Origin of the sequence: Arenimonas maotaiensis (genome assembly GCF_014638745.1) — a bacterium.
Classification (GTDB): Bacteria; Pseudomonadota; Gammaproteobacteria; order Xanthomonadales; family Xanthomonadaceae; genus Arenimonas; species Arenimonas maotaiensis.
In genome coordinates this window covers 205,976-219,964 of record NZ_BMFO01000003.1, presented here as the reverse complement: position 1 = coordinate 219,964, position 13,989 = coordinate 205,976, and the positions used below count along the sequence as shown (strand labels likewise).

Below are 13,989 nucleotides of genomic sequence, written 5' to 3'. Positions count from 1 at the left end.
ACGGGGACGGGCCGACGCACCATGCCGATGCAGCACGCCAGACAACGCCTCTGCGGCAACTGCCTGTCCGCCGTGACCGGGCTGTATTGCGCGCACTGCGGCCAGAAGCAGAAGTCGGCCGTACGGCATGTCGGCCAGCTCACCGGCGAATTCCTCAACGACGTGCTGAACCTGGACGCCAAGCTGTTGCGCACGCTCAAGCCGTTGCTGTTCAAGCCCGGCTTCCTGAGCCTGGAATATTTCGCGGAGCGCCGGGCCCGCTATGTGTCGCCGCTGAAGCTGTATTTCCTGCTCAGCCTGGTGGCCTTTTTCCTGATCCAGCGCAGCGTGGATGTGGCCACCGGCGACCAAGCGCCGATTCGGGTCGAAGGCCGGGCCGACGAAAGCAACATCACCATCGGCAATTTCAACGGCCGGCCTTGGCATGCCAAGACCAATCCGGTGCGCCTGAGCTGGCTGCCGGACGCCGGCAACGACCTGATCAACGAGCGCCTGTCGCGGCTGGAGGATACGGTCAAACGCCGGGACTGGACGCAGTTGCTGCATGCCGGCTTGGCCGCCACGCCGCAGGCGCTGTTGGTGCTGCTGCCGTTCTTCGCCCTGCTGCTGAAGCTGGCGTATTGGTTCAAGCATCGGCTGTTCATGGAGCACCTGATCGTCGCCCTGCACAACCACGCGTTCCTGATGCTGGCCATCACGGCGCTGACCGTGCTTTCGGCGATGTCGTCCTGGACGACCGGTCTGGCCGGCTGGCGCGCCGCCACCGGCCTGCTCGGCGCCGTCCTCATGGTATGGATTCCGCTGTACTTCCTGCTGGTGCTGAAGCGGGTGTACCGGCAGGGTTGGCCGGCCACCTGCTGGAAATTCGGCGTCATCGGATTCAGCTATCTGCTGTTGGCCGCGTTCGGCGTGGCGCTGAATCTGGTCATCGGCCTGCTGATGCTGTAATCCGATTCCGTGGAACATTTTCTGTATTCGACAGCCCTAATTTAACGCTGAACGCCATCTGAATGGGCCTTGCGCTGTGAAACCTTTTCAACAGCACTTCACAGAAGCCACCGAACACGGGGAAAACCCTAAATATGGGGGCTGAATCGCCTGCTCGGCCGACGAACATATATACATCCAATTGATTTATATGAATATTTCAGTTTGGTTAAAAAGTAATCAACCTGCTGAAATCCCTGTCATCTCGGGCACCAACCGGCTTTGATTGCCCGCTTTCCACACAGTTACCCACAGCTTGTGTGGATAATGCCGATAGCCCATACGTATCAGTGAGATATGCGATTTTGTTGGCAGACGTCCTGAATTATGCGTGCTAACTGCGACCTAGCCCACGCTTTGCTCTTGGCCATCGGCGGGGATTCGTGAAACATTTTCACATCCCGTTCGCACGATTGCCTGGAATGCCCGAATTTCTTGGCATCCCCTGTGGAACCTTGTGCACAGCCCGCGCTAAGTCCTTGATTGTTTATTTCTTGACCAAATGGCCTGACGGACTTTCCGGTAACAACAGGTAACCGCTTGTTTTATCAGCCATTATCTTCCTGGTCAAAAAATGAGCATTCCGCCGCGTAACGCCGGCCGCGTGCCGTAATCGTCCGAAACCGCACGGACATCCACATGCTTATCCACCGTTTGTGTGGATAATCGCCACCATCGGGTAAGCTGTAGCCGCATGAATTCCGCACCGCCGCCCGCCTGCCTGAAAGTCGCCCTGCCGGTGCCGGTGCCCGGGCTGTTCGATTACCTGCCCGGAAACGGTCGGCATGCCGACAGCGGTTGGATCGGCTGCCGGGTCCGGGTGCCGTTCGGCAGCCGCAGCTTGGTCGGCTGGGTGGCGGACACCGGCGTGGCCGAATCGGACAGCGGCAGCCTGAAAGCCATCGAGGGCCGGGTCGATCCGGTGCCAATCCTGACCGGGGAAGCCTTGGCCAGCCTGCAGTGGACTGCGCGCTATTACCAAGCCCCTTTGGGCGAGGTCATCGCCGCCGCGGTACCGGCCCTGTTACGCGAAGGCAAACCGATGCCGGATCTCTCGGTGCCGGCCTGGCGGCTGACCGACGCCGGCACCGCCGGCTGGCCGGAGCTACGCCGCAACAGCCGCGTCCGGCAACTGGCCGAGACACTGGCGCAGGGCCAATGCCCGGAAGCCGAACTGGACGTGCGCGTTGCGCAGTGGCGGCCGGCGATGCGTACGCTGCAGGCCCGCGGCTGGGCCGAGTGCCTGGCGCTGCCGCCGCAGACACCGACCGACCGGCCGGCCGGCGACGGCCCCGAATTGCATCCGGCGCAGCGCGACTGCCTCGAGGCCCTGCGCGCCGATGCCGGCTTCGCGGTGCATCTGATCGAAGGCGTGACCGGCAGCGGCAAGACCGAAATCTACATCCAGGCCGTGCTCGACTGCCTGGCGCGCGGCAAGCAGGCCTTGGTGCTGGTGCCGGAAATCGGCCTGACGCCGCAGACCTTGGCGCGCTTCCGGGCGCGTCTGCCGGTGCCGGTGCACGTGCTGCATTCCAACCTCGCCGACGGCGACCGCGCGCGCGCCTGGGCCGCGATAGCCGCCGGCGTCGGCCGGGTGTTGCTGGGCACCCGCTCGGCGGTGTTCACCCCGATGCCGGACGCCGGCCTGATCATCATCGACGAAGAGCACGACGGCAGCTACAAGCAACAGGACGGCTTCCACTACCACGCGCGCGACGTCGCCATCGTGCGCGCCAAGGCGATGGCCGCGCCGGTGATCCTCGGCAGCGCCACGCCGTCGTTGGAGAGCCTGCGCAACGCCGACGCCGGACGCTATGTGCTGCACCGGCTGCCGGAACGCGCCGGCACCGCCAAGCCGCCGCAGGTGCGCGTCGCCGACATCCGCAAGCTGCGCCTGCAGCACGGCATCGGCCAGGCCATGCTGGACGGCATCGCCGGCTGCCTGAAGGCCGGCGGCCAGGCCTTGGTGTTCAAGAACCGCCGCGGCTATGCGCCGGCGCTGCTCTGCCACGACTGCGGCTTCACCGCGATGTGCCCGCGCTGCGACGCCACGCTGACCCTGCATGCCGGGCAGAAGCGCCTGCATTGCCACCATTGCGGACACCAGAAGCCCAAGCCGCCGGCCTGCCCGGATTGCGGTTCGCTGGCGCTGCAGCCGCAGGGCTACGGCACCGAGCGCCTGGAGGAAGCCTTGGCGGCGGCGTTTCCGGACGTACCCTGCATCCGCGTCGACAGCGAAACCACGCGCCGGCGCGACGGGCTGGCCAAGCGCCTGGCCGAGGCCGGCGACGGACCGGCGATTCTGGTCGGCACGCAGATATTGGCCAAAGGCCACGACCTGCCGAACCTGCGTTTCGTCGGCGTGGTCGGCGTCGACGAGAGCCTGTATTCGGCCGATTTCCGCGCGCACGAGAAGCTGGCGCAGCTGCTGGTGCAGGTCGCCGGGCGCGCCGGACGCGCCGAGCACGCCGGCCATGTGCTGATCCAGACCCACCATCCCGGACATCCGCTGTTGACCGGCCTGCTGCACGGCGGCTATCCGGCCTTCGCGCGCGAGGCCTTGCCGGAGCGGCAACAGGCGGACTTGCCGCCGTATACCCATATGGCGCTGCTGCGCTGCGAATCGGTGCATCAGGAGGCGGCGGCCGTATTCCTGGAAGAGGCCTCGGCGGTGTTCGCCGAGGAGCGCCGCCGGGGCGGTTGGCCGGTGCACAGTTCCGGCGCGCTGCCGGCCGGGATGCCGCGGCGGGCCGGCCGCTATCGCTGGCAGCTGACGCTCAACGCGCGCGAACGCGGCGACCTGCAACGCCTGCTGGCGGCGGCGCTGCCGCGGGTACGGGCGCTCAAATCGGCGCGGAAGACGCGCTGGTCGGTCGACGTCGATCCCTGCGATTTCCTGTGACCGCGGCCGGCTGGCGCAGCAGCACGTGGATGCGCAGGCCGTAGCGCGAGCGCACGTGCAGGCGGCCGCTGAACGCCAGGGCGCGGTCGCGGATCGAGACGAAGCAGCGTTCGGCCTTCACGCCGCGCGCCAGGCCGACGCCGTCGTCCTGGACGGTGACGAACAGCAGCCATTCGCCATGCCATTGGCGCAACGCCAGCGTGACCCGGCAGGACGCGGCGTGCGCGTGCTTGACCACATTGGTCAGCGATTCCTGCACGATGCGGTAGGCCGCCAGCGCGGTGCTGGCGTCGAGACGGTCGAGGTCGTCGATGCGGCCGCGGAACGCCACGTCGTACTGCAATCCGGCCTGGCGCGCGATGCGGGCGCTGGAGCCGTGCGCCAGGGCCATGTACAGACCGAGCTCGGCCAGCTCGATCGGCGCCAGGTCCATCACCACGCCGCGCACGCCCTCGCCGATCTTCTCGGCGATATCGGTCAAGCGGCCGGCCAACACGCCCTTGCCCTGCTGATGCAGCTCCACCTGCAGCAGGTTCAGGTGGATCTGCAGGGCGGTGATCGACTGGCCGATCTCGTCGTGCAGCTCGAGCGCGATGCGTTGGCGTTCGGCGTCCTGCGCCTGCATGCTGCGGCGGCTGGCGTCGATCAGCTGGTCGAGCAGTTCCTGCTTCTGCATCGACGCCCGGTACAGGTCGGCCTGACGCTGCTCGAGATCGGCCTCGCGCGCCTTCAGTTCGTCCATCGCGGCGCCGAACAGCAGCGCCAGGGCGCCGACGATCGAGACGTACAGCTGCATCTGCTTCGGGTCGCCGGACAGCGGATCGAGATGGTTGTCGACGCTGATCATCAGGCTGACCAGCACCACCGAGACGGCCGCGCCGCGCCAGCCGTGGAAGAACGAGAACACCACCACCGCCGCCAGCATCAGCACCTGCAGCAGGCCGAAGAAGCGCGATTCGTGGCTGTTGAACAAGGCAAGCGAAATCAACGCGGCGACCGGCAGGAGGGTCAGCGCCGCGCGTTTCAGCAGATGCCCGGAGCCGACGCGGAACGCCGGCACGGCGATCCACATCACCAGCGGCGCCACGATCATGATGCCGATGAAGGCGCCCATGAAGTGGCTGATGACGAAGCTGCCGAGCAGTTCGACCGCGTTCGACAGCGACAGCGCCTCGGTGCCGATGATGCGGCCGGCCTTGACCTCGGAGACCTTGCCGTCGGTGAGCACGTAGGCGACGTCCTTGGCGGTCAGCAGCACCGCAGCCAACAGGCCGGAACCGAGCAGGTAGGACATGCCGCGGAAGCTGTTGCCGTCCTGCGGCCGGATGCCGCGGGCCTTCAGCGACTGCACCGCCGCGTACACCAGCGGCGGCATCGCCATGGTGCCGAGCAGGAACAGCTCGAGGCTCGGCCACAGGCCGAGGAACGGCATGTCGGACTGGCCGCGCAGCCACAGGTTCTTCCAGGCGTTCAACGTGAAGCAGGCGGTGTTCACCGCATACCAGACCGGGAACTCGCGGCTGGGCCGCACCCACAGCACGGCGAACATCAGCCCGGCCTGGATCAGCCAGTGGTAGAAGCCGAAGTGGGTGAACAGCAACTGGCCGAACGCGAAGGCGAGCGCCCACTTCAGCGGCGGCAACCGCCGGTCCTCACGCGATGATTTCAGCCATTCGATCAAACGATTTCCCCTGCCGCCATGCTATAGCCATTCCCGGCGGCAGGCAACCGCGGGAAATCCCGGATTTTTGACATAATGGGCCATGACCCGCATCGTTCTCCTCGACGACCACGCCATACTGCGCGACGGCATCAAGCACCTGCTGGAGAACGAGGGCGACCTGTCGGTGGTGGCCGAATGCGAACGGCCCAGCCAGCTGCAGCCGCTGATCGAGCGGCACGCGCCGGACCTGCTGATCATCGACCTCAACATGCCCGAAGGCGGCGGCTTCCCGCTGCTGCAACGCATCCGGCCGGCGCATCCGGCGCTGCGCATCATCGTGCTGAGCATGCACGAGAACGCCGGCTTCGTGGCCAAGGCGCTGTCCTACGGCGTCGACGGCTACATCACCAAGACCGTGGCCGCCGAGGAGCTGGTGCGGGCGATCCGCGCCGTGACCGCCGGCGGCCGCTTCCTGTCCTCGGACATCGCGCAGCGGCCGGACGCCGATCGGCCGCAGGAGCCGCTGCTGAGCGGCCGCGAGCTGGACGTGCTGCGCGGCCTGCTGCAGGGCAAGAATCCGAAGACCATCGCCGCCGAACTCGGCATCACCGACAAGACCCTGTACGCGCACCGCACCAGCATCATGCACAAGACCGGCGCGCGCTCGATCCCCGAGCTGCAGGAACGCGTGCTGATGCTCGGCCTGATCTGATCAGAACCCGATGCGGACGCCGGCCGACAGCGACAGACGGCGGCCGTTGTCGTGCTGTTGGCCGTCACCGCGCAGATACCAATACGCCGGACCGCGGCGATAGCCCAAGCCCAGCGCCCAATCCAGGAAACCGTCGGCGTACGGCATGCCGTCGACCGTGAAGCCGGCGCCCGGCAGTCCGGTGTAGTACGCGCGCATGCCGGTATCGACGTCGCCCAGGACATGGCGGTAGCCGACGCGCGCGTTCCATAGCCAACCGGCGCCGAAGCCGCGCTCGAAGCGCAGGTCCGGCCCGATCAGGGCGCGGGTGAACGCGGCCGATTCGAAACCGAGTTCCAGGCCGGTGCCGCCGGATTCGGCGAAAGCATCGAGCGCGACCCGATCGATGCCGGCGCTCAAGGCGGCAGTGAAGCCGCCGGACAGCGGCCGACCGGCTTCCAGGCTCAGGCCGCGCTGGCTGCCGCGGCTGCGGCTGTCGGCGAAACTGGAACCGGCGCCGGTGGACAGCGTGCGCGTCACGTCGGCGTCGAAGTCCGAGAACGTGGCGAAACCCTGCCAATACCAGACCTCGCCCTGATGACGGGCGTACAGCGCCAGACCTTTGCGGTCGCCGCGCACGCGGTCGCCGACGCCGTCGTAACCGACGCGGTCATCGGCGCTGAACAGCGCCGCGCCCAGGCTGGTGCCGTCGAAACCGCGGTCGACGCCGGCGGCCCAGATCCGGCTGTCGATATCGGCGGCGAGATAGCCGTCGGCGTGCTTGCGGCCGTCGGGATTGGCGGTCATCAGCCAGAAGCCGCCCTCGCCGTCGGTGCGCGGGATGTCGTGCAGGCGTTCGCCGAGCAACGGCAACAGCGCATCGGTGGTCTCCAGCGCGATGTCCTTCATGGTGGTCTGCGATTGTCCCGACAGCGCCATCAGCGCCAACCCGGCCCCGTCGGCGTCGGTGGCCTGCAGGCGGCCGGCGCTGGCGCGCAGGGCCTCGCTGCCGAAGCCGGCATCGAGCTGGCGGAACGCGGTTTCGAGGTTGGCCGCGCTGTCGGCCTGGGTCGCGGAGTAGGCGGCGAGCACGTCGGTCACCGCCTTGCGTTGCAGATCGACGCGCACGGCGTTTTCGCCGAACGCGGCGGCGGCATCGAACCAGATCGAATCGGCGGCGGCATCGGCCGTACCGATTACGGCCGCGGCGTTCAGCACCTCGCCCCGCCACTGCGTGGTGTAGCCGGCCGGTGCCAGCACGCGCAGGTCGGCGCCCTGCAGATGCACGCTGCCGTCTACCGTCAAGACGTCGCCGGTGACCAGACCCAGGGTGCCGCCGTTGGCGTACAGATCGCCGCCGACATGACCGCCGAAGGCGTTGAAGCGGCCGCCGTCGAGCCGTACGTCGCCGGTCACGCCACCGTACAGGTTCAGATCGCCGTCACGCACCTGCGTGCCGCCGGCGTAGGTGTTGTCGCCGGTCAGGTTCAGGCCGCCGCCGCCGATCTTGATCAGACCGCCGTCGCCGCCGATGTCGTTGCCGAAGGTCCAACTCGCCGAATCCGGCACATCGGCCTCGAAGCTGGTCAACAGCAGGCCGGGGCCTTGCACGGCCTTGGCAGCGTTGACGTAACCCCAGCCGTACACCGGGTCGACGCCGAGCGCGCCGAGATCGGTGGCGGTGGTGAGCAGGGTGTCGCGCACTTGATTTCCGTTGATGCCGGGGAAGGCCTGATACACCAGGGCCGCGATGCCGCTGACCACCGGCGCCGCCGCCGAGGTGCCGGCGAACCATTCGTAGGAATCGACCGTCAAGTCATCGCCGGCATTCACCGTCGGCAGCAGCAGATTGACGGTACCCGGCGCGGCCAAGCAGAAATTCATCGCCGTCGCGCCGCACGGGTTCGAATACGGCGCCTTGGTGCCGTTGAGCGGACTCATCGCCACCACCGCCACCACGTTGTTGAGGTCGTTGTAGAAATACGGCGCCGCCGCCAGGATCTGGGCGCTGTCGTATCCGGTTTCCTCACCGTCATTGCCGGCGGAAATCGCCAGGAACGCACCGGCATCGCGGATGGCGCGCATCTCGGCGACCCAGGGCGCGACGTAGGCGGCCACATCGCCGCTGTCGGCGTCATTGGAGTCCGGCGCGCTGTTGGCCGGATCCTCGGCGTCGTAACCGTATCCGAAGGAGAAGTTGAAGACCTTGGCGCCCCAATCAATGATGTCGTAGATGTTCGAGTCCCAGTCGGCCAGCGCCAAGGTGGCATCCGGCGCGACGCCGCCCGGATAGTCGCCGACGGCCTTGCCGGCCGCGATTGCGGCGACGCTGGTACCGTGGCTGGTGTTGTCCGGACTGTCATCGGTCAGGTCGCCGAACGTACGTTCATAGCGCCCGCTCAACGCGGCGTTGTTGACGTTGAAGCCGTTGTCGTAAATGGCTATTTTGACGCCGGTTCCGGTATAGCCGGCGGCATTGGCCTGGGTCACGCCGGTTTTGTCGCGGAAATAGGTGCTGTAGTTGATCGGCGCCGACAGGTTGCAGACTTTCGGTTGGGTCAGCACCGGCGAACTGTTGCTGATGCTGGCGACCGGATCGGCGGTGCTGGCCGGATCGGCGCAGCTGTAGCTGGTGGTGCGGGTGTACTGTGACAGCCCGTTCTGCACCACCGTCTGCCCGGTCGGGCAACTGCTGTCGGTGGTGGTGACGGTTTCCGTCTGGGTCTGGAACGCGGCGGTCGCCAGCTTTTCCGAGCATGTCATGATGACCGTGCAGATCTTGCTCTGGGTCACGATCGGCGCGGAAGTGGACGACGAGGCCACCGGATTGGCCGCCGCATTCGGGTCCGGACAGCTGTAGGTGGTGGTGGTGGTGGTGTAGGAAATGCCGGACTGGGTCAGGGTCGAGCCGGACGGACAGGTCGAGTCGGTGACGCTGGGATTGGTCACCGTCGTGGTGACGAAGCTACCCGTGCCCAGGCGCTGCGAGCAGGTGCTGACGGGTTGCGGATCGGGCTTCGTGCTTCCTCCGCCGCCACCGCCGCAGGCGGAAAGCAAGGAAAGCGAGGCGGCAAGCAGACAGGCACGGATATTAGACATTCGCAGACCGTATCAATAAAGAGGTTCGTCCTCTGATTCTAACGCCAGCCGGAGCCTGTGGCGTGAAATGCGGCGGACATGCCGGCTTTCCGGCTCAATGAGTTAACCGACCCGCTTGCAATTTTCCGCAAATACAAATAAGATTGATTCTCATTTACATGGAATCAGCACTGTGACTACTCCCCGTCCGCTCACCACCGCCCTGCTGCTCGCCCTTGCCGCCAACGCTTCTGCCGCGCCGGATGCGCTGGCGACGCTCGACAAAATCGAAGTCCGCGGCTTCCCGTTCCGCTACCAGGCCAGCGACCCGAACAGCGCGATGAAGACCGAAACCGCGCTGAAGGACACACCGCAGGCGATCAGCGTGGTGACCGAGCAGCAGATCGCCGACCAGGCTCTGCACGGCATGGCCGATGTGGTGCGCTACGTACCGGGCGTGGGCATGGCCCAGGGCGAAGGCCACCGCGACGCGCCGGTGATGCGCGGCAACGCCAGCACCGGCGACTTCTTCACCGACGGCGTGCGCGACGACGTGCAGTACTACCGTGACCTGTACAACGTCAGCCAGGTGGAGGTGCTGAAAGGCCCGAACGCGATGATCTTCGGCCGCGGCGGCTCCGGCGGCGTCATCAACCGCGTGTCCAAGCAGGCCGACGGCAACCGCGTGCGCGACCTCTCCGTGCAGGCCGGCAGTCACGATTTCTACCGCATCCAGGCCGACCTCGGCGATGCCGCCAGCGACAATCTGGCCTGGCGCGTGAACGCCATGGCGGAAGACGCCGGCAGCTTCCGCGACGACGTGTCACGCCGCCTGCGCGGCATCGCGCCGGGGCTGGCGTTCGGCATCGGCGAAGACACCCGCATCGTGCTCGGCGCGGAGATCTTCCGCGATGAGCGCACGGTCGACCGCGGCGTGCCGTCCTTCCAAGGCAAGCCGTTGGCCGTCGAGCGAAGCACGTTCTTCGGTAGTAGCGCCGACAGCGGCGCCGAAACCGACGTGAACAGCCTGGATGTGCTGATCGAACACGACATGGGCGGCGCCGTGCTGCGCAGCCGCACGCGTTACGCCGATTACGGCAAGTTCTACCAGAACGTGTTCCCGGGCGCGGTCAACGCCGCCGGCACCATGGTCTCGCTGGCGGCCTACAACCAACGCACCGATCGCCGCAACCTGTTCAACCAGACCGACTACATCTTCGACATCGAACGCGGCGAGGTCACCCACCGCATCCTGGTCGGCGCCGAACTGGGCCGGCAGGACACGCGGAACTTCCGCGAAACCGGCTATTTCGGCGCGCCCGGCAGCACGCAGACCAACGAAACCGTCAGCATCGGCAACCCGGTGCCGACCTTGCCGATCAGCTTCCGCCAGAGCGCGAGCGACGCCGACAACGACGGCACCGCCGACGTCGCCGCGGCCTACGTGCAGGACCAGATCCACATCGGCGAACGCTGGCAGCTGGTCGCCGGCCTGCGCTTCGAGCGCTTCCGCATGGATTTCCTCAACCGCCGCACCGGCGCCCGCATCGAAGCCAGCGACAGCCTGCTGTCGCCGCGCGCCGGCCTGATCTACCAGGCCACGCCGGACCTCAACCTGTACGCCGGCTACGCCGAAAGCTTCGTGCCGCGCGCCGGCGACCAACTGGCGTCCTTGACCGCCTCCAACGCCAGCCTCGAACCGGAATCGTTCGCCAACCGCGAAATCGGCATGAAGTGGCAGCTCAGCGAAGGCCTGTTCACCAGCATCGCCCTCTATCGCCTCGAGCGCGGCAACGTCGCCGTCGCCGATCCGCTCAACCCGGGGCAATCGCTGCTGGTAGACGCCCAGCGCAGCCGAGGCCTGGAGTGGGAAATCGGCGGCAACCTGAGCCGGACGCTGCAGGTGCTGGCCGGCTACGCCTACCAGGACGCCGAAATCACCCGCGACATCTCGGCCAGCCAACCGGCCGGCACCGTGTTGCCGCTGGTGCCGAAGCACTCGGCTTACGTTTGGGGCCGCTGGGACGCCACGGCGCGCTGGGGCTTCGGGCTCGGCCTGAACGGCCGCAGCGCGGTCTACACCAGCACCAGCAACGCCGTGCGCCTGCCGGGCTTCACCCGCGTCGACGCGGCCGTGTACTACACCGCTTCCGAGCATATGAAGTGGCAGCTGAACGTCGAGAACCTGACCGACAAGGCCTACTTCAGCTCCGCGCACAACGACAACAACATCAGCGTCGGCACGCCGCGTGAAGTGAAGTTGGCCCTGCACCTGGATTACTGAGCCGCGCGGCGTCTGCTAGCATGGGGGCATGAACGCACACGCCCTGATCATGCTGGTCCTGTCGATGCCGGCGGCCGCGGCCGCCGCAACCGCCGTCGAGCGTTGGCCGCTTCCGGCCAGCGCCGCGGCTTCGCAACCGAGTCTGGGCAAAGGACCTGACGGCACGCTCAACCTGAGCTGGATCGAGCGCCGGGGCGACGGCCACCGCCTGCGCATGGCGCGCTACCGCGACGGGCGCTGGCTGCCGGCGACCACCATCGCGGAAGGCGGCAACTGGTTCGTGAACTGGGCCGACTTCCCGAGCAGCACGCAACTGCCCGACGGCACGTTGTGGGCGCATAACCTGGTGAAAAGCGCCGACGGCACGTATGCCTACGACGTGGTGCTGTACCGTTCCAAGGATGGCGGAAAGACCTGGTCGAAGCCGGTCACCGTCAACGACGACGGTACCGCCACCGAGCACGGATTCGCCACGCTGTGGCCCTGGTCGCGCGGCGAACTGGCCATCGCCTGGCTTGACGGCCGTCAGACCGCCGGCTCGACTGCACATGCCGGCCACGACGGCGCGCAGGGCGTCGATCTGGGCAAGGCGATGACGCTGCGCGCCGCGGTATTCGACGGCGCCGGCCGCAAGACGCGCGAATGGCCGCTGGACAGCAGCACCTGCGATTGCTGCCAGACCGACTCGGCGCTGACCGACGACGGTCCGATCGTGGTCTACCGCGACCGCGACGCACGCGAAATCCGCGACATCCACAGCACGCGCTTCGCCGGCGGGCGATGGCAGACGCCGAAACCGGTGGCCACCGATGGTTGGGTCATGCCCGCCTGTCCGGTCAACGGCCCGGCGGTGGCCGCTGCCGGACGGCAGGTGTGGGCCGCCTGGTATACCGCGGCCGGCGGCGTCCCGTCCGTACGACTGGCCTATTCCAACGACGCGGGTGCCGGCTTTTCCAAGACCCTTACCTTCAAGCGCGGCGACGCGCTGCAGGGCCGGGTCGATTTGAGCGCCGACACAAAAGGCGCTTGGTTGTTATGGACCGAGGAACGCGACCGGCAGACGCTGTGGCTACAGCGCCTCGACGGCGCGCTGCAAGCGGACCGCCCGCCCGTGCGCGTGGCCACGCTGGCCGGCCGCGGCCGCGCCACCGGCTTCGCGCGCATGCAGCAGGTGGATGGCGCGCTGTATGTGGTGTGGACCGATGTGGTTGCCGGCAAGCCGGCGCTGCGCGGCGCCCGGATACCGGCCGCGCATTGAATTAGGAATCCCGCCGCGCTATCGTAAGCGGCAGAATCAGACATTCACAGGAGTGGCACATGGCATACGAATACCAGAACGTGTGGAAACACATCACGCCGGAACTGGCCGAGGAGATCACCGCGTTCTGGGTCGCCGAAAAGGCGCTGCCCAAAGGTACCAAGCCGGACGCGCGGGCGCAGCAGGTGGTCGTGGTCATGCGCGACGAAAAAGGCGCGATCGCCGCGGTCAGCTCGGCGGTAGCGCGTGTGGTGCCGCGCCTGCGCCAGGTGCTGTACTACTACCGCACGTTCTGCGGCGCCGCCGACCGCGGCAACAGGACCAGCGTACCGATGATGCAGGCTACGCAAAAAGCGCTGATGGAGTACAACCTCGGTCTACCGAAGCCTGAGGCCATCGGCGTCATCATCGAGATCGAGAACACCATGATCGCCGGCCACTATACCGACGCCTGGTGGCCGCAGACCGGCTTCAGCTTCATCGGCTACTCGCCGCGCGGACTGCCGCTGCGCGTGCATTATTTCCCCGGATTCAAGTTGCAGCCGCCGGTGCGCATGGCCGCGCCGCGCCGCGCCGCAGCGGCAGAGCAACGGGGAGCTGCCGCACCCGCGGCACGCGCCCGCAAGCCGCGGCCGAATTGATTGCCGATCCGCCCGGCAAAACCCCCGCTCATGCGGGGGTTTTGTTTTGCTGCCGTCGGGAACCGGCTTACTTCTTGGCCGGCGCGCTCATCCGGCCGACGAACTGCACGTACTCGCGGAAGTCCAGCTTCTGGTCCTTGTTCAGGTCGAAGTCGGCGAACTTCGGCTTCGGCTCCTTGGCCGCCTTCACGCCCGGCAGCGCGTTGAACTCCACCGCCTCCAGCGTGCCGTTGCCGCTCTTGTCGCCGGCCTTGAACAGCTGGCCCAGCTGCTGCAGCAGCATCGCCTGACGGCGCTCGGCCACCACCCCGCGCTTGAACTCGTCGAAGCTCAGCTGCTTGTTGTTGTCGGTGTCCAGCGCCGCGAACATCTTGTCGATGCCCTGCTCGAGGTTCGGGCCTGGCGGCTTGCCGGCCGGCGCAGGCGCCGGCTTGCTCTGGGCGGATGCCGTGCCGGCCAGCAGGCCGGCAAGCAGGATCAGGATT

The 13,989-nt window shown here is 67.1% G+C and carries 9 protein-coding genes; 6 read left to right on the top strand and 3 right to left on the bottom strand.

The window, feature by feature from the left end; translation table 11 throughout:
* The first annotated feature begins 27 nt into the window (after positions 1 to 27).
* Both IEV56_RS08315 and IEV56_RS08310 read left to right on the top strand, forming a co-directional pair.
* The gene (locus IEV56_RS08315; RefSeq protein WP_188449778.1) at positions 28 to 948 is read left to right on the top strand and encodes a DUF3667 domain-containing protein; all 921 of its coding nucleotides are present in this window, start codon (positions 28 to 30) and stop codon (positions 946 to 948) included.
* Between the two features lie 733 nt (positions 949 to 1,681).
* The gene (locus tag IEV56_RS08310; RefSeq protein WP_188449776.1) at positions 1,682 to 3,889 is read left to right on the top strand and encodes a primosomal protein N'; all 2,208 of its coding nucleotides are present in this window, start codon (positions 1,682 to 1,684) and stop codon (positions 3,887 to 3,889) included.
* On the opposite strand, the gene IEV56_RS08305 is transcribed toward IEV56_RS08310, so the two are convergent.
* The gene (locus IEV56_RS08305) at positions 3,831 to 5,570 is read right to left on the bottom strand and encodes a histidine kinase (protein ID WP_188449774.1); all 1,740 of its coding nucleotides are present in this window, start codon (positions 5,568 to 5,570) and stop codon (positions 3,831 to 3,833) included. The two genes, IEV56_RS08310 and IEV56_RS08305, sit on opposite strands and share 59 nt — an antisense overlap.
* 82 nt (positions 5,571 to 5,652) lie before the next feature.
* On the opposite strand from IEV56_RS08305, the gene IEV56_RS08300 reads away from it, so the two are divergent.
* Positions 5,653 to 6,264: a response regulator transcription factor gene (locus IEV56_RS08300; RefSeq protein ID WP_188449772.1), complete on the top strand. Its 612-nt coding sequence runs from the start codon at positions 5,653 to 5,655 to the stop codon at positions 6,262 to 6,264.
* On the opposite strand, the gene IEV56_RS08295 is transcribed toward IEV56_RS08300, so the two are convergent.
* Entirely contained in the window at positions 6,265 to 9,342 is a 3,078-nt protein-coding gene (locus IEV56_RS08295; RefSeq protein ID WP_188449771.1) for a S8 family serine peptidase, read from the bottom strand.
* A 172-nt stretch (positions 9,343 to 9,514) separates the two neighbouring features.
* Here IEV56_RS08295 and IEV56_RS08290 point away from each other — a divergent pair, with 172 nt between their 5' ends.
* The 3 genes from IEV56_RS08290 to IEV56_RS08280 are packed head-to-tail and all read left to right on the top strand — an operon-like array spanning position 9,515 to position 13,504.
* Entirely contained in the window at positions 9,515 to 11,605 is a 2,091-nt protein-coding gene (locus tag IEV56_RS08290) for a TonB-dependent receptor (RefSeq protein ID WP_188449769.1), read from the top strand.
* Positions 11,606 to 11,633: 28 nt separating this feature from the next.
* Positions 11,634 to 12,863, top strand: a complete 1,230-nt coding sequence (locus tag IEV56_RS08285; RefSeq protein ID WP_188449766.1) for a sialidase family protein — start codon at positions 11,634 to 11,636, stop codon at positions 12,861 to 12,863.
* A gap of 59 nt (positions 12,864 to 12,922) precedes the next feature.
* Positions 12,923 to 13,504: a hypothetical protein gene (locus tag IEV56_RS08280; protein WP_188449764.1), complete on the top strand. Its 582-nt coding sequence runs from the start codon at positions 12,923 to 12,925 to the stop codon at positions 13,502 to 13,504.
* A gap of 67 nt (positions 13,505 to 13,571) precedes the next feature.
* Here IEV56_RS08280 and IEV56_RS08275 read toward each other — a convergent pair.
* Positions 13,572 to 13,989, bottom strand: a 418-nt coding sequence (locus tag IEV56_RS08275) for an EF-hand domain-containing protein (protein ID WP_188449762.1), incomplete at its 5' end; no start/stop codon positions are given.

What these genes read in the sequence shown, in the direction of transcription:
- IEV56_RS08315 (WP_188449778.1), top strand. Translation starts at nt 28, where the DNA reads ATGCAGCACGCCAGACAACGCCTCTGCGGCAACTGCCTGTCCGCCGTG.
- IEV56_RS08280 (WP_188449764.1), top strand. Translation starts at nt 12,923, where the DNA reads ATGGCATACGAATACCAGAACGTGTGGAAACACATCACGCCGGAACTG.
- IEV56_RS08310 (WP_188449776.1), top strand. Translation starts at nt 1,682, where the DNA reads ATGAATTCCGCACCGCCGCCCGCCTGCCTGAAAGTCGCCCTGCCGGTG.
- IEV56_RS08295 (WP_188449771.1), bottom strand. Translation starts at nt 9,342, where the DNA reads ATGTCTAATATCCGTGCCTGTCTGCTTGCCGCCTCGCTTTCCTTGCTT.
- IEV56_RS08300 (WP_188449772.1), top strand. Translation starts at nt 5,653, where the DNA reads ATGACCCGCATCGTTCTCCTCGACGACCACGCCATACTGCGCGACGGC.
- IEV56_RS08285 (WP_188449766.1), top strand. Translation starts at nt 11,634, where the DNA reads ATGAACGCACACGCCCTGATCATGCTGGTCCTGTCGATGCCGGCGGCC.